A 15,984-nucleotide genomic window follows, 5' to 3' on the forward strand; every position below is an offset into this window, starting at 1 on the left:
TTCTCCATCTGCTACACCGCCTCTCTCGCACTTGATTTGGCATTCCCTTCGCTGCCGCCCATGCCCGCTATCGCTTGCTGGCGCTCATTCCATGACATCGGCAGCTCGGAAGACGGCACCTCGACCATTGAGATTGCTCCTTCCACTGGGCAAACGATGGAGCATAAATTGCAGCCGACGCAATCCTCTTCCCTCACCTTCAAGAAAGCACGCCCGCCTTCGTCCGTATGCCGCTCGATGCATTGATGCGAGGTATCCTCGCAGGCGATATGGCATTTGTTGCATACGATACATTCTTCCTCATGAATGCGGGCAACGACTTGATAATTCAAATCGAGATCGCCCCAGTCCGAATAGCGGGACACCGATTTGCCGATCAGCTCCATCGCCGACGATAATCCCTTGTCATCCAAGTAATTGTTCAAGCCGTCGATCATGTCCTCGACAATGCTGAAGCCATGATGCATCGCTGCCGTACACACTTGAACGCCCGTTGCGCCCATAAGCATAAATTCAACCGCATCGCGCCAATTCGAGATGCCGCCGATTCCCGAAATCGGAATGTTCACCTGCGGATTACGAGCGCATTCCGCGACCATGTTCAGCGCAATTGGCTTCACTGCCGGGCCGCAATAGCCGCCATGCGCCCCCTTCCCGCCCACATGCGGAATCGTCAGCCAAGAATCCAGATCGACGCCAGCGAGCGAGTTAATCGTGTTAATTAAGGAAATGGCATCCGCCCCGCCCCGCGTCGCCGCCTTTGCAGTCGCCGTTATATCGGTAATATTGGGCGTCAGCTTGACGATAACCGGCGTCCGCGCTGCCTCCTTCGCCCACATCGTCTGCGCTTCGACCAGATCCGGCTGCTGCCCGGAAGCAGCCCCCATGCCGCGCTCCGCCATCCCATGCGGACAGCCAAAGTTCAGCTCAAGTCCATCTACGCCGACCGCCTCGACCTTTTTGACGATTTCATGCCATTTCTCGCGGCTTGGCTCGACCATCAGCGAAGCGATGACAGCATGATTCGGGAATCTCTTTTTTGTCTCATAGATTTCCTTTAAGTTGACCTCCAGCGGACGATCCGTAATCAGCTCAATATTGTTGAAGCCCGCAACCCGCTGCCCGTTGAAATGTACGGCGGCAAAGCGCGAGGACGTATTGATAATGGGATCGCCCAGCGTCTTCCACACTGCGCCGCCCCAGCCTGCCTCGAATGCGCGCTGCACCTGGTAGCCCGTATTGGTAGGCGGCGCAGATGCCAGCCAGAAAGGATTTGGAGAGGCAATACCCGCTAGATTAATGCGTAAATCAGCCATTGTCGTTTCCCTCCTTATGCCTTCGATAAGATGCGAATTTGTACAGCTGCGTTTATAGCAGCTTGGCATTGATTGATGAGCCTGCTGCCTTGTCGTTCCCATGCAACAGTCACGTACGGGATTTCACCGCATGCGGAGCCGACCCGGCCAATTTTGACGCTGCTTTCCTTATGCCGGCTCCTCCTGCAGCTTGATTAACTGCTTATAAATAGCATAAGCTGCCTTCTTGCCCTGCTGGGCGGCCGAGACGACCATCGCTTCTCCTTGGCCTTCACCGAAAATAACGTCCCCAGCGGCAAAAATTTGCGGATCGGACGTTTGATAGCTGCTCTCGTCTACCGTTACAATGCCGCGTGTATGCGCGATGCCTAGCTGCTCGATCAATGGCAGATGGCGCGTTTGTCCAATTGCTAAAACAACAGCATCCACTTCCAGCCTGAACGTCGAGCCGGGAATCGGTACGGGACGCGCCCGCCCTTCTTCCGTTTCCTCCAGCTCCATCATGAGGCATTCGAGTGCCGTCACTTGCCCCTTGGCATTCCCGATAATGCGAGCCGGTGCTGTCAGCCATTGAAATTCAACGCCATCCTGCTTGGCGAAGTCATATTCGAACGCATAGGCCGTCATTTCGGCGGCGCTGCGGCGGTAGACGATTTTCACATTCATGGCGCCAAGTCGTACCGAGCAGGTCGCCGCATCAATGGCCGTGTTGCCTGCGCCGATAACGGCGACACGTTTGCCCGCTATGTCGGTGCGCACAGCCGTTTTCGTCGACTCCACAAAATCAATGGCGTCAAATACGCCGTCCAGCGTTTCGCCTTCAATGCCAAGCGAAGGTACCTTCGACATGCCAATGGCCAGCACGATGGCATCAAATTCACGGCGCAGCTGCTCCAAGCCCACATCTACGCCAACCTTTGTATTCGTCCGAATGTCTACGCCTAGCTGCCGCACTTGCTCAACCTCCCAGAGCGAAACCTCCTGCGGCAGCCGGAAGGAGACGATGCCATACGTATCTAGACCGCCCGCTTGCTCCTTCGCCTCAAATACGGTAACGGCAAAGCCGAACCGCGCCAGCTCCCGCGCTGCCGACAGCCCGGCTGGGCCGCCGCCGATAATCGCGATGCGCTTGCCGTTGCTCTTGCCGGCCGTGAACAGCTGCTGCTCATTATGAATCGCCCAATCTGTAGCATAACGCTGCAAATCGCCAATGCGAATCGGCGTGGAGGAATGATTCAGCACGCATGCGCCCTCGCACAGCTCCTCGGTTGGACATACGCGCGAGCAGGTCGCGCCGACCGGATTGGCATCCATAATCGCTCTGGCGGAGCCCTTCAAATTGCCAGAAGCGATCTTTTTAATAAAAGAAGGGATATTGATACCTGTTGGACAGGCCGTAATGCACGGTGCATCATAGCAATACAAACAGCGATTCGATTCATCGATCGCTTCCTTCGGCTTCATGCCTGCCTTCACCTCGGCGAAATTGCGCCGGAGCGATTGCTCCGATATAAAGGCGATGCCCATAGCTGCTTCCCCTCCTATTTTTAAACCGCCTATTTATGATGAAAATGATCCACTATCCGCTTATCCGCTTATCCGTTTGTCCGTTTACAATCACAAGCTGACGAGATTGTCATACGTCTCCGGGCGGCGGTCACGGTAAAACTGCCATACCTCGCGCACTTCGCGAATCAGCTCTTTATCCAGTACGCCCATAACGATTTCCTCCTTATCCCGGCTCCCGATTGCCGTAATCGCCCCACGCGGATTGACCAAATACGATTGCCCATAAAACTCGCCCATATTCCAAGGCTCCTCTACACCCACACGGTTGATCGCCGCAACATAATAGCCATTCGCCACCGCATGGGCGGGCTGCTCCAGCTTCCACAAATACTCCGAGGTTCCCGCAACCGTCGCCGATGGATTAAACACGATTTCCGCTCCGTTCAACCCCAGTGCCCGCGCCCCTTCCGGGAAATGGCGGTCATAGCATATATACACGCCAACCTTGGCGTACGCCGTATCAAAGACGGGATAACCGAGATTGCCCGGTTTAAAATAAAACTTCTCCCAAAAGCCGCTCCCGCCGCCGCCCGCAGCGACATGAGGAATATGATGCTTGCGGTATTTGCCAACATAAGCGCCATCCGCATCAATAACGGCAGCGGTGTTGTAATAAGTGGCGATGCCCTCCCGCTCGTAAATCGGCAAAATGATGACGATGCCGCATTCCTTCGCCAGCTCCTGAAAAAGCCGCGTCGTTGGCCCATTCGGAATTTCTTCCGCAGCTGCATACCATTTCGTCTGCTGCTCCGCGCAAAAATAAGGGCCATAAAAAATTTCCTGAAGCGATACGATTTGCGCACCTTGAGCCGCAGCTTCCCTTATCATGCGGATATGCTTCTCTATTGCAGCCGCCTTATGCGCCTCGACAGACTCGCCGCCATGCAGTTCGTTCGCCGCTTGAATTAAAGCAATCGACACCTTGCTCATCCCGTTTTCGCTCAAACCACCTCACTCCTTCCCCTTAGCAATGTTCACAGCCGCGCGGTACAGCAGCTCAGCTCCAAGCGCAATATCCTCCGGCGCGGCATATTCCCGCGGATTATGGCTAATGCCCTCCTTGCAGCGGACAAAAATCATGCTGTAATCGCACACGTAAGACATCGTGAGCGAATCATGAAACGGTCCGCTCATCAGCTCTGGCGGCGCAAGTCCCATGCCCGCAGCCTCGCGGTGCAAAATCGTCTTCAGCCAGTCCGCGCAATATCTCGGCTCGCTGTTCGTATCCTCGCGTATCGCATACGCGAGGCCATGCTCCACGCTGACCTGCTCGATCACCGCTCGCAGCTCCCGCTCCAGCCCGTTTCTCCGCTCCAGCTCAATGTCTCGGAAATCAACGGTAAAGCTGACCTTCTCCGGTATAATGTTGCGCGAATCAGGGAAAACAGCAACCGATCCGACGGTGCCGACCGTCGGCGCACCTGGCTCGCGCCGCGCCAGCTCATCCAGCGCGACAATAACCTTGGCGCAGCCGACCATCGCATCCCGGCGCATCGCCATCGGCACAGAGCCGGCATGCCCGGCAAAGCCGGTCAATTCGACCGTCCACCAGACGGGACCGGAAATGCCGCTGACGATGCCGATTGGTTCATTTTTCGCTTCCAGTATGGGGCCCTGCTCGATATGAAGCTCCAGAAAGGCTCGGATTGATCCCGCCTCAAAAGAATAGCTGTCATATTGTGCTGGATCACAGCCGAATTGCAGCAGCGCTTCCCTGCGGGTTATGCCGTTTTTATCGGCTCGCGCCAGCTCCCCCTCCTCCAGCTTCCCGGTCATTCCCCTTGCGCCGAACAGCCCTATATTGAAGCGGCAGCCCTCTTCATCGCAAAAGGCGACGACCTCTACATTCATCTCCGGCCTAATGCCGCGCTCCGCCATCGTCTGCACTGCTTCAATTGCGCCGAGGACGCCAATGACGCCGTCGAATCGGCCACCATAAGGCTGCGAATCAATATGTGAGCCCAGCATAAGCACAGGCGCCTGCTCATCCCGTCCCTTATACACGCCGATTAAATTGCCGAAGGGATCGATTCGCGCCCTCATGCCTGCTTCCTCCATCCAGCCCTTTACGAGCTCCACTCCTGCGCGGTCCTCCGGGGATAATGCGAGGCGGCATACGCCTGTTTCACCAATCTTGCCGATCGCAGCCAGCGCCATAATCCGCTGATGAAGCCGCTCCGCCTGAATGTGATGCTTGTTCTCCTTAGCCTGAAGCGGCTTCATGCCGCATCCCCTCCTCCGATGCTCCGCCAGCGGCCCCGAACACCGCCAGCAGCGTTTCGATGATAAAAGCGATATCTTCATCCGTCGAAGAAAGCGGCGGACTGAGCGTCAAAATATTCATAAAGCCCGGCACGGTATCCCCGTTTTTGCCAATGAGCAAGCCTCGTGCCTTGCAAGCCGCGATTACACCAGCAACAAATGCAGCAGCGGCAGGCATCTTCGTCTCCTTGTCCTCGACCAGCTCGATGCCGACGGCGGAGCCGAAGCTCCGAATTTCTCCGACATTCGGATGCCGGAGCAGCGGCTTCATGCGGCTGCGCATCCGCCTGCCAATGAGAGCAGAGCGCTCAACTAACCCTTCGCGCTCAATAATTTCAAGGTTTTTCAGTGCAACGGCACAGGAAACCGGATTGCCGCCAAACGTATTGATATGGCGGAAGTGGCTGTCCGGCCCTGCTTCCTTGAAGCTTTCATACAGCTCGGCGGATACAGCCGTTGCGGATAAAGGCGAGTAGGCGCTCGTCAGCCCCTTCGCCATCGTGACGATGTCCGGCTTAACGCCATAATTGTGGTGCCCGAATTTTCGCCCCGAACGTCCGAAGCCGCAGATGACCTCGTCAACAATCAGCAGGACGTCATATTTGTCGCAAATGGCTCGCAGCTTTGGCAAATAGCTGTCCGGCGGCACGAGCATGCCGCCACCGGTAATGACGGGCTCAACGATAATGCCAGCAACGGAGTCTGGCCCTTCCCAGATGATCGCGTCCTCATAGGCCTGGGCGCATTGCAGCTCGCAGGCACCGCTCGTCTGGCCGAATGGGCAGCGGTAGCAATAGGGCGGCGGCACGTGGGAGAAGCCCACGCCAAGCGGCTCGTATTTTAGCTTGCGCTGCGCCTGCCCCGTTGCGCCTAGCGCTCCCATCGAGTTGCCGTGATAAGCTCGATGGCGCGAAATGAACTTGTGCTTGGTCGCTTTTCCGCGTTGATGAAATGCTTGGCGGGCAATTTTGAACGCAACCTCGTTCGCATCAGAGCCGGAGTTAGAGAAGAATATCCGATATTCCCCCTCCAGCCAATCACCCAGCTTCGCTGCCAGCTCGATGCCCGGGACATGGGATTGAATGAGCGGCGAATAGGCCAGTGTCGTCATTTGTGCGGCAGCCGCCTCGGCAATTTCCTTCCGCCCGTGCCCCACATTGACGCACCATAGCCCTGACATGCCATCCAAATAGCGATTGCCGTCTACATCCGTAATCCAGCTTCCTTCCCCTGACGCGACAATCATCGGATGATCATTATGAGGTGTAATATGATGCCATAGGTACGCCCGATCCTTTTCCAGCAGCGCTTCCTTTAGCGCACTTGCTTGCATGGCTGCATGCTTAGCTTCATCATCCATTGCTTCGTGGATATCCATCAGCTTCTTCATCCTTCCCGCCGATTGCCGTCTATGTGCTCGATCTGCCGTTTATGTTGTCTATGCCCTGCAACAGCCATTTATGCACGAGCCCGAGAGATTCTTTAATTCCAATAAGGCTCGCCTTCTCGCAGTCTCAAAATCCCGCTTCGCTTCGGGCTTACGGCTTCGCCGCATCCGCCAAAATCGTCTTGTCGACTGCCACCGCCAAATCCGGCTCCTTCTTGATCAGCCCATATTTCAGCGAAATATCGACCGTCCGCTGCACAGCCTCGTCTACGAACGAGCCCACCTGCGCCTCCGTAAAGCCTTCCGGCTTGACCAGCTTGGCCATTTCCATCAACATCGTCGTCTGATGCTCCTTCGTCGTGCTGCCTTCAGTTACGGCTTTCATAATGATGTCAACCGATTCCGGCTGATTGGCAATGGCGTAGTTCCAGCCCTTCATCGTCGCGCGAATCGCTTTAACGGCGGTTTCCCGGTTCTTTTTCAGCCACTCCTCCTTCACGACCAGCGTATCCTCCAGCATGCCGACGCCCGCATCCTCAAAATCGTAGACGTACAGATCGTCTTCCTTCACGCCGCTTTCAAGCACAACATGGTATTCGTTGTAAATCGTCGAAACAGCCACATCAAGCTGCTTATTGAAAAATTGATCCATCGTGAAGCCCTGCTTCACAAGCTCCACGTCCTTTTTCGGATCAAGGCCATTTTTCTCCATGAAGGCGAGCACTTGAAACTGCTGGCTGCCCGTCCACATGCCAACCTTCTTGCCTTTCATCTTCGCCGGCTCGTCGATGCCAGATGCTTTGTCGGCGACGAAGCGGTAGGAGCTTTTCTGAATAAGCTGGGCGACCGATACGAGCGGCAAGCCATTAGCCCGGTTGACCAAAAGACTGTCAAAGCTCGTCACCCCAATATCCGCCGCCCCATTAACGACCTGCTGCTCAATGACGACATCTGGGCCGCCGGGAATAATCTCGACATCGAGCCCCTCCTGCTCATAGAAGCCTTTTTCCTTAGCGACAAAAATACCAGCGAATTGCGCCTGCGGCACCCATTTCAGCTGAATTTTCACCTTCGTAAGCGGCGCCTCAGCCGCTGCCGTCTCCTCCACTGCCGCCCCTTCCGATCCAGTAGGCATCTGTGTGCTTGCTGGCTCACTGCCTCCGCCGCCGCAAGCTGCCAGCAGCAAAAGCCATGCCATTGCCATCATTGCCAAGCTTGTTCTTCGGTTTCTCTTGATCATGAAGACCATTCCTCTCCCTATCGAATCGCATCTATTTATATGGGTCTTCCCTAGCTGCTGAAACTGCGACTGAGACTTAGACTGAGACTGCTGTGGCGGGGCGAGGTCGGCAGGCCCGCGCTTAAGCAGGCGAATCTAAGAGGCTCCGTATGAAGCGAGCTACCGATTGCGCTGCGCAACATGCCAAGGAATAGAAAGCTGCTCTGCAAGCTGTACAAGGTAAAAAAGCACAATGCCGAGCGCAGCGGCAATCGTTATGCAGGACCAGGCAAGCGGCATATTGCCGAGCTTGATTTGATCGGAAAGCAGAAAGCCCAGCCCCCGTGACGATATAAAAAACTCGCCGACAATGGCGCCGATGATGCTCGTCGACATATTGATTTTCAGTGCGGTAAAAAAATGCGGCAGACCATTTTTAAAACGAAGCTTTATAAATACGGAGCGGCGGCTTGCTGCATACACATGCATCAGCTCCACATACATGGGATCAATGGAACGCAAGCCCTTGTAGGCGCCGACCGCCATCGTGCTCATGGTCATAACGGAGACGATAGCTATTTTGGAAGCTGCTCCGCTGCCAAACCAGTTGTTCATTACGGGAGCAAGGGCAATAATCGGGACGGCATTCAGTGCCGCAAGCACAGCGATGCCGCCATTTAGAGCTTTCGGAGCAAAAGACGCAGCGGAAGCGGCGATTAGCCCCAGCAGCGAGCCTACTAAGCAGCCCATGATGATTTCCATGCCGGTAAACAGCGAATAGCGCCACAGCATCTCGGCATTTTCTTGAATGGACGAGGCAATCGCCGACGGCAGTGGCAGCTGATATAACTCCAGTTGAAACAGCTTATGGAATAGGCCCGTTTGCCAAGCCATCAGAAAAAGCAGCCCGAACACCAGCGGCAGCAGCCATGCCTTGCTTCCTCTTTGCCTTCGCCCCTTCTTCACTCGTCTGACAGTGTTTTCCCGCGACAGTACCGCAGATTGATTGGCAGGCACAGCAGCCATCTCCTTCATCATTCGTCCCTCCCTTGCGAGCGGAACTCTGGCTGCCATGGCGTAATAAGACGCTCCGCTATACTAATAGCCGCGAGCAGCAGCAGGCCAATAGCCATGCTCATTAACACCGTAGCCCAGAACATGTATACTTGAGCGTTCCCATAATAGAGCGAGCTAATCATCAGCACGCCGATGCCGTTCGGCGCTCCCATCAGCTCCACAATGATTGATGCGGTTATAGCAAGCGGCGCAGACAGCTTAAGTCCGGCAAACAGGCCGGGCAGCGAGGCTTGGAGCTTCAGCTTCATGTAAAGCGTCCATGTTGAGGCTGCGTAAGAGCGCATGAGTTCCTCTTGCTCCGGCTTAATGCTCTGCAAGCCGCGCAGCGTATACAGGGCAACCGGGAAAAAGGTAACGTAGCCCGACATCAGCGTTCGCGACAACGCTGGATCATGAACGATGCCGTAAATGATTGGCGCAAGCCCGATAATAGGTACCATTTGCGAGGCGATCATATACGGCGACAGCGTATGCTCAAGCGTGTGGGATAAGCTCATCAGCACCGCGAGAAGGAAGCCGACCGCAGAGCCAATGGTGAAACCTAGAAGCGAATTGCCGAATGTAATGGCACCCTGCTCGGCTAAAACAGGCCAATACTGCACAGCTGCATTCAGTACTAGGTGCAAATAAGGCAGCTTTGAAGCTGGAGCCAGCAGCTGCCATACATCGGCTATAAGCCAAGCAAATGCTTCCCATAGCAACAGCACGCATACTGTCCACAGAACTACATGCCAACTGATTCCCCATCGCCTATACGATTTGCTCGTCAAGCGAATCACTCTCCTCATGGAAGCAGCTCCGTACCAAATCGGTCATCGCATGAAACTTATCCGATCTGCGAGTATGCGCGAAGCTTCCTTCCTCCCGCTCAACCTTGATTATGGAATGAACACGACCCGGATGGGCCGATAAAATGACGATCCGATCGGATAAATACACCGCTTCAGGAATGCTGTGGGTAACAAAAACGATCGTTTTATTCGTTTGTTTTTTAATATCAAGCAAATCAAGCTGCAGCCGCTCCTTCGTAAATTCATCAAGTGCAGAGAAGGGCTCATCCATCAGCAGCAAAGGCGGATCAAGCGACAAGGCCCGGGCAATCGCGACCCGCTGCTGCATGCCTCCGCTAAGCTGCCACGGATAGTGGTTTTGAAATTTGGAAAGGCCGACAAGCTCTAGTAAATGCGTTATTATTTCAGAATATTCAGACTTTTTAAGTCCCATTATTTCCATTGGCAGCTCAATATTGTCCTTGACCGTGCGCCATTCAAACAGCGTAGCACTTTGAAAAACAATGCCGAATTTGCGGCGCAGGCGCGCCTCGCGGGGATGCTGGCTGCCAATCGTAATTTGGCCCGAGGTAGGCTCCAGCAAATCGGCCATTAAACGCAGAAGCGTCGATTTCCCGCAGCCGGATGGGCCGAGGAGCGAGACGAATTCGCCCTGGCGGACGTCAAAGCTTACATTTTGCAGCGCAGCCACCTTGCGGTCACCGCTGCCAAAATACATGGATATATCGTCGATGCGAATTTCCACTGGTTGATTTTCCTTCGGAGCGTCCATGCCATCCCTCCTTCTCTTCAATCAACGCTATCTTTGTGTAATATTATATAACACTCAGTTTTAATTACATTAGACAGAGTGTTACATAATCATAATAATCCATTGTACATGATGTCCAATTCTTGCATAAATAGCTGATTTCCGCGCGCTGCTGTTGGGATTTATGTTTTATTACCTTACCTATTTGATACCGTTAATAGTTAAGGCTATCAGCTATTTATGAGATATAGCTTCTACTTTTGTCCTGCTCGTCACTAAATTTGCATCCCCAAAGTCAACCTCATGCTTTTCGATCCAGGGGATTGCTTTGTGCACAAGGATACAAAGATAGTTACGGAGCGGAGGGCACAGCAGCCGTTCTTTCAACAGAATCGCGGGTTATTCCACAAGTGGCGGACACAGCAACCGCTATTTCAACAGAATCGCGGGTTATGGCGCAAGTGGCGGACTCAGGAGCAGCTATTGCGCTGCTAATCGCCATTTTGACGGGGTTAGAAGGACAATAACGGTTTTCCTGTCCGCTTGCGACCCGAAATCGGCTTAAATGCCCAAATAGCGGAACCTCAGTCCGCCAAAAAGGAGGGAGCGTCCCTAGCTGCCCAGTCTCAGCAATACTGTTCTCAGCAACTACACGCCTACACAACAAAAACCGCGCCACCACCATGAGCAGGAGCCCATGCCGGTAGCGTGGCTTTTTTTTCGAAATGAAAGCTATGCTATGAACTAATATCCCCAAACCGCCTAGCTATCCCACGCCTGCCAACGAAGGCCGGAGAATCAGCCTCGTTCTGCGTTACCTAGGATGCGGCCGGCGGGCGGTAAATGTCAGCCCTTTACCGCTCCATCGGTCACACCGGCTATAAATTGGCGGTTGAAAAACAGAAAGATTAGAAACAACGGCAGTGTAGCCATAACTGAAGCCGCCATAACAAGCGATTTATCCTGAAAATAGGACGATGTGTCCAGACGCAGCAGCGCTACCTGCACCGTCAGCATCTCATTCGATTTCATCACAATCGATGGCCATAAATAGTCATTCCACGCCCCCATAAAGGTCAAAATGCCAAGCGTCGCATAAGCGGGAGCAATTGCCGGAACAGCTATTAAGGCATACAGCTGCAGGTTTCGGCAGCCATCGATTCGCCCCGCCTCCACCAGCTCGTTCGGAACGGAGGCTTCGATATACTGCCGCATGAAAAACACCCCAAAGGCACTTACCATGCCCGGCACAATGACCGCGCGATAATCATTCAGCCATTGCAGCTTCGTAATAATCAAATATTGCGGGATAATGCCGAGCTGCGCCGGAATCATCAGCGTCCCGAGTACGAACAGCAGCATAAAGCCCTTTCCCGTAAAATTCAGCCGGGCAAAAGCGAAGCCTGCCAGCGAGCTGAGCAGCAGCATGGATATCGTGATGCTGACTGCAATAATGGCCGTATTGCCCATCGTACGCAAAAAATCGACATTTTCATTATTGAAAATCTTATCAAAGTTTTCCGCCAGGCGGCTTCCATAAAATACCTTCGGCGGTATCGCCGAAATTTCGCCAGCCGTACGGGTAGAAATAACGCTCATCCAATAAAAGGGAAAGATCGAAAAGCCGACAAACAGCAGCAGCAATACATAAACGATGGAACGCCCCGTCCGATTTCGCATGGCCGCCTCCTACCTCCTTAGCTTTCCGACTAGCAGCGAATTAAATAGAGCAAATATAACAATAATGATCAGCAGCAAATTGGCAATCGCTGAAGAATAGCCAAAAGCATGGTCGGTGAAAGCTGTTTTGTATAAATACATGACAACGGTTAGCACCTGATTGTTTGTGCCGCCATTAACGGCCGCGACGGCTCCCGACAAATCGGACATGAAGGTGAATGGCTCCGTAAACAGCTGGAGACCACCCGTCGTAGCAATCAGCGTCGAGAACATAATCGTTGGCGTCAGCATTGGGATCGTAATGCGGAAGAACTGCTGCCCCTTGCTGGCCCCATCAATCGTCGCGGCTTGGTACAAATCCCCTGGGATGCTTTGCAGCCCTGCCAGCTGAATGACCATGTGGAAGCCGAGATAACGCCAAAACACAAGCGCAGCGACTGCAAGCTGCGTAGCCCATGAATCCCCTGCCCAATCTAATCGATCCAAGCCCAGCAGCGTCAGCAAATAATTGAACAGGCCGTATTTCACCCCAAATACATTGGCAAAAATCAAGCTCACCGCCACAAGCGAGGTGATATTTGGCAAAAAGATAAAAAAGCGGAACACGCCTTTTCCTCTAATAAACGCCTGATTGAGCAGCACCGCCAGCAATATCGCAAACAAAATTTGAAAGGGCACGGATTCAAACCAAATTAAAAAAGTGTTGCCAATCGATTTCCAAAACAAGGGGTCATCCGTTAACAGCAGCCGATAATTCCGCAGTCCGACAAACGTCCGGTCCCCGAGCATATCCCATTTAAACAAGGAAATATAAATGGTATACAGCATCGGATAAAAGCCAAATACCATGAAGATTGCAAAAAACGGCAGCGTGTACAAATAACCGGAAATATGGTCGCTGATACGTTGATTAAACCGGCGAGCGGCATGCCCAGTCCTCCTTTTCCTCTCCATTTTCCTCTCCACTTTCCAGCCTCCTCTCTAGCAGCATTTCATTCATGCAGCCTCGAACAGCAAAGGTAGAGTGCAGCCGGAAGGCCGCGCTCTACCGTCGTTTTCTTAACGGGCCAACGTCGATTTCACCTTGCTCACTAGCTCGGTCCACGTTTTCTCCGGGTCAGCCCCTTTCTCCACATTCGGAAGCTGCTGCCCAATTTCATTCGTAATCGTCGACCAATTATTAATCGAATCCATTAACGTCACCTGCTCCGCTGCTTTCGGATAAATCTCGCCTACTGGTGCGCCATTGAAAAAATCATCCTTTTTCGAGGTGAACGCTTCATCCTTGTATACACCCGGTGTCGAAGGGAAATTGCCATTGGATTCATAGACCGAAAGCTGCTGCTCCGGCGCCAATATCCATTTAATAAACGCATAAGCTTCCTTTGCGTGCTTGCTTTGCTTAGGAATAAGCAGGAAGGAGCCGCCCCAGTTCGCCGAGCCGCCGGGCATCATCGCAATATCCCATTTCCCTTTCGCATTCGGAGCATTTTGCTTCACGAGGCCGAGCATCCACGGAGGCGCAAACATCGTCGCAAAATCGCCCGTATCCAGCCCGACCTTCCAGTCATTCGAAAAATCCGGCTGCTGCGCGGTCAATCCTGCCTGTGCAAGCTTCGCCGAGTAATCCCATGCCTCTTTCACCGCCGGATTCGTATCCATCGTCAAATTGCCGTCCTTGTCAAAAAAGGTGAACTCCCCGCCCTGCTGGATTTTAGGCAGAAACGCGCCAAAGAAGGCGTCGGTCGTCAGCGGCTTGCCCGTTTTCTCCTTAATCGTCTCGCCCAGCTTGAAATAGTCATCCCACGTAGCGGCGAGCTTGGATACCTCATCACGGTCCGTCGGCAGCCCCGCCTGCTCGAACAGCTCAATGCGATACATCATCGCCATAGGGCCGGAATCGGTAGGTATGCCAAAAATAAAGCTGCCATCCGCGCTTGTGCCCTGCTTCCAACGGGAATCGAGATAATCCTTTTGCAGCTCATCCGCTCCAAAGTCCTTCAGATTGTAGAAATAACCCTCTTTCTTAAACTGCGGAATATCATCAACCGTCAAAATAACGATATCTGGCGCTCCGCTGCCCGCGGACAGCGCGGTTAACAGATTTTGCTTATGGTTGGCTTCGTCAATTTGCACATCCAGCGTAATGTTTTTATTTTCTTCCTGATACTGTTTAATCAGTCCATCAAGTCCGGGACCGTTCGTATTCCAGTAAGTAAGCTTGATTGGCGAGTTAGCGCTTTCTGAGGTGCCTCTAGAAGATGGGTCATTCGAGGAGCTGCAAGCAGCCAAGGAGCCTGCCAATAATCCGGCGGCCAGCAGCATGGTAAAAGATTGCTTCATTCTCATCTTTATATCCCCCTGCATCATAATGTAAGCCCTTACAAGTCAGTTATACCACTTGCAGGCTAGGCCCGAGAATAAGGGGGATTTACGATTTTTTGAACTATTCTACAATCGGGTCATTTTTTCAGGTCGAACTCGACCGGATCCGGTAATCATAAGGGCTGACGCCCTCCAGCGATTTAAATAAGCGGCTGAAATAAGCTTGATCAGAGTAGCCGGTGTTATGGCAAATTTGATAGATTTTCAGATTCGTTTCACGCAATAGCGTCTTCGCCCGCTCCATCCGAATTTGCGTCAAATGCCGCGTGAAGGACAAGCCCGTCTCGGAAGTAAATAGGGCGCTTAAATAATTGGGCGTCACATCAAGCCGATTAGCCAGCATGCTGAGAGAAAGCTCTCGATTGGCATATTCATATTGAATGTGCGACATCGCATTTCGAATAATGCGATGCACAAATTCATTCATCGTTCGATTGATCGTTGAATCGGGCAGGCCACCCTGAAAGGTTCTCATACTCTGCTCATACATCGCACGAATCGACGCCAAATCTGCAGTTACGCCACCAAGTCCGACTGCTAACTGCACAGCCAGCTTTTGCTCCAGGCATAATCTGGCCTCCTCTATGTACGGCTCCAATGCGGGCACAGCGATATCTGTCGAGAATAGAACGGCGGTCATACGCGAGGCTTCCACAATAATGACGCCGATTCCGTAATGGGCCAAAACATCCTCCAGCAAGCTCTTCGCCCAGAAGCGGTCCGGCTTCGTCCAAAACTCACGGTCGGGACTCGTTAGTGTGAACAATCCAATCCAGCGGTGCGGTGGAAACAGCGAGTGGTCTAGCGGCAGCTCCGGCTGCTGTTCATAAAATAAATCCTGCACACGCGATTCCAGCGCATTTTGCTCGCGCAGCTTAATAATTTCGAGCGAGGGTCCTCGACTCTCATCCCTTAGTCCTGACTCTGACTTGAGGCTATCGATCCCCTCCAACCTGTGCTCAATCATCACAATGATCAATTGCAGCACATAAGTCCGCAGCTTCATTCGTTCCAGTTGGTTCATTGCAGCCGAATGGCGGGAGGCTTCGATTATTTGGTCAAGAATCGGTCGCAGCCGCTCCGCCACCCTAGAAGCAGCCGCATAAAACAGCTGCGGATCATGAAAAATCGAGTAGGCCAGCGAGCGATCCTCTATATCCAGGTGCAAGCAGAAGTAGGTGACTCCCTCCTTGTCACTCGTCTGGCTCTCATGCGTATAGCCGGGAGGAATAATGACCAGATCACCAGGGAATTGCTCATAAGGAATGCCATTAATGATCATTTTCTGAAAACCCTCAACGACCAGATTAATTTCCAGCAGCGGGTGGTCATGCTCCGGGTAAGACCAGCCCTGCTCTGCACTGCGCCAGTGTGTGCCATAAAGCTGGAAGCTGAACCTAAAATCCGGCAGCGCAAACTCCTCCAGACATTTGTCCTTCCCGCGGCCGGGAATAAACAATAACGCCATACGCCGTCCCTCCTAGAAATATCCATCGTCATTTTATTGTGGCATACGCCTTAAAAAAATAAAAGCGGCCGCATTATAG

13 protein-coding genes are annotated in these 15,984 nt (G+C 53.1%); all 13 read right to left on the bottom strand.

The genetic code is table 11. The features are described from left to right. Positions 1–11: 11 nt before the first annotated feature. The 13 genes from preA to AC50X8_RS04805 all read right to left on the bottom strand — a co-directional run bounded on the left by preA (position 12) and on the right by AC50X8_RS04805 (position 15,905). A complete protein-coding gene (preA, locus tag AC50X8_RS04745; protein ID WP_494864655.1) occupies positions 12–1,316 on the bottom strand; it encodes an NAD-dependent dihydropyrimidine dehydrogenase subunit PreA in 1,305 nt (434 codons plus the stop codon). 168 nt (positions 1,317–1,484) lie between these two features. Then, complete coding sequence (locus AC50X8_RS04750) at positions 1,485–2,843, bottom strand: NAD(P)-dependent oxidoreductase (RefSeq protein ID WP_056031275.1); 1,359 nt, start codon at positions 2,841–2,843, stop codon at positions 1,485–1,487. A gap of 90 nt (positions 2,844–2,933) precedes the next feature. Further along, a complete protein-coding gene (locus AC50X8_RS04755; RefSeq protein WP_494864871.1) occupies positions 2,934–3,815 on the bottom strand; it encodes a nitrilase-related carbon-nitrogen hydrolase in 882 nt (293 codons plus the stop codon). Between the two features lie 21 nt (positions 3,816–3,836). Next, positions 3,837–5,108: a M20 family metallo-hydrolase gene (locus tag AC50X8_RS04760; RefSeq protein WP_494878870.1), complete on the bottom strand. Its 1,272-nt coding sequence runs from the start codon at positions 5,106–5,108 to the stop codon at positions 3,837–3,839. Beyond that, entirely contained in the window at positions 5,089–6,480 is a 1,392-nt protein-coding gene (locus AC50X8_RS04765; RefSeq protein WP_494879068.1) for an aspartate aminotransferase family protein, read from the bottom strand. Before AC50X8_RS04765 ends, AC50X8_RS04760 begins: the two co-directional genes overlap by 20 nt. Positions 6,481–6,685: 205 nt before the next feature. Next, positions 6,686–7,774 (bottom strand): ABC transporter substrate-binding protein, encoded by a 1,089-nt coding sequence (locus AC50X8_RS04770; RefSeq protein ID WP_081418648.1) that lies wholly within the window; start codon positions 7,772–7,774, stop codon positions 6,686–6,688. Positions 7,775–7,933: 159 nt separating this feature from the next. Beyond that, positions 7,934–8,791, bottom strand: a complete 858-nt coding sequence (locus AC50X8_RS04775) for an ABC transporter permease (RefSeq protein WP_494878880.1) — start codon at positions 8,789–8,791, stop codon at positions 7,934–7,936. Next, the gene (locus tag AC50X8_RS04780) at positions 8,788–9,537 is read right to left on the bottom strand and encodes an ABC transporter permease (RefSeq protein WP_494878884.1); all 750 of its coding nucleotides are present in this window, start codon (positions 9,535–9,537) and stop codon (positions 8,788–8,790) included. The genes AC50X8_RS04775 and AC50X8_RS04780 overlap by 4 nt, the downstream gene beginning before the upstream one ends. A 43-nt stretch (positions 9,538–9,580) precedes the next feature. Beyond that, a complete protein-coding gene (locus AC50X8_RS04785; RefSeq protein WP_056031290.1) occupies positions 9,581–10,393 on the bottom strand; it encodes an ABC transporter ATP-binding protein in 813 nt (270 codons plus the stop codon). 825 nt (positions 10,394–11,218) lie between these two features. Further along, a complete protein-coding gene (locus AC50X8_RS04790) occupies positions 11,219–12,052 on the bottom strand; it encodes a carbohydrate ABC transporter permease (protein WP_494864644.1) in 834 nt (277 codons plus the stop codon). A gap of 9 nt (positions 12,053–12,061) precedes the next feature. Beyond that, positions 12,062–13,018 carry a carbohydrate ABC transporter permease gene (locus AC50X8_RS04795; protein ID WP_494878886.1) on the bottom strand — a complete coding sequence of 319 codons (957 nt, stop codon included), beginning with the start codon at positions 13,016–13,018 and terminating at the stop codon, positions 12,062–12,064. A gap of 93 nt (positions 13,019–13,111) precedes the next feature. Continuing rightward, the gene (locus AC50X8_RS04800) at positions 13,112–14,401 is read right to left on the bottom strand and encodes an ABC transporter substrate-binding protein (RefSeq protein WP_494878888.1); all 1,290 of its coding nucleotides are present in this window, start codon (positions 14,399–14,401) and stop codon (positions 13,112–13,114) included. A gap of 121 nt (positions 14,402–14,522) precedes the next feature. Then, on the bottom strand, positions 14,523–15,905 hold the full coding sequence (locus AC50X8_RS04805; RefSeq protein ID WP_494864640.1) for an AraC family transcriptional regulator: 1,383 nt from the start codon (positions 15,903–15,905) through the stop codon (positions 14,523–14,525). Positions 15,906–15,984 lie beyond the last annotated feature (79 nt).

The sequence above is a fragment of the Paenibacillus sp. JT22N15 genome, assembly GCF_059383755.1.

Coding starts and splice junctions, on each gene's coding strand:
- preA (WP_494864655.1), bottom strand. CDS start 1,316: ATGGCTGATTTACGCATTAATCTAGCGGGTATTGCCTCTCCAAATCCT.
- AC50X8_RS04750 (WP_056031275.1), bottom strand. CDS start 2,843: ATGGGCATCGCCTTTATATCGGAGCAATCGCTCCGGCGCAATTTCGCC.
- AC50X8_RS04755 (WP_494864871.1), bottom strand. CDS start 3,815: ATGAGCAAGGTGTCGATTGCTTTAATTCAAGCGGCGAACGAACTGCAT.
- AC50X8_RS04760 (WP_494878870.1), bottom strand. CDS start 5,108: ATGAAGCCGCTTCAGGCTAAGGAGAACAAGCATCACATTCAGGCGGAG.
- AC50X8_RS04765 (WP_494879068.1), bottom strand. CDS start 6,480: ATGCAAGCAAGTGCGCTAAAGGAAGCGCTGCTGGAAAAGGATCGGGCG.
- AC50X8_RS04770 (WP_081418648.1), bottom strand. CDS start 7,774: ATGATCAAGAGAAACCGAAGAACAAGCTTGGCAATGATGGCAATGGCA.
- AC50X8_RS04775 (WP_494878880.1), bottom strand. CDS start 8,791: ATGATGAAGGAGATGGCTGCTGTGCCTGCCAATCAATCTGCGGTACTG.
- AC50X8_RS04785 (WP_056031290.1), bottom strand. CDS start 10,393: ATGGACGCTCCGAAGGAAAATCAACCAGTGGAAATTCGCATCGACGAT.
- AC50X8_RS04790 (WP_494864644.1), bottom strand. CDS start 12,052: ATGCGAAATCGGACGGGGCGTTCCATCGTTTATGTATTGCTGCTGCTG.
- AC50X8_RS04800 (WP_494878888.1), bottom strand. CDS start 14,401: ATGAGAATGAAGCAATCTTTTACCATGCTGCTGGCCGCCGGATTATTG.
- AC50X8_RS04805 (WP_494864640.1), bottom strand. CDS start 15,905: ATGGCGTTATTGTTTATTCCCGGCCGCGGGAAGGACAAATGTCTGGAG.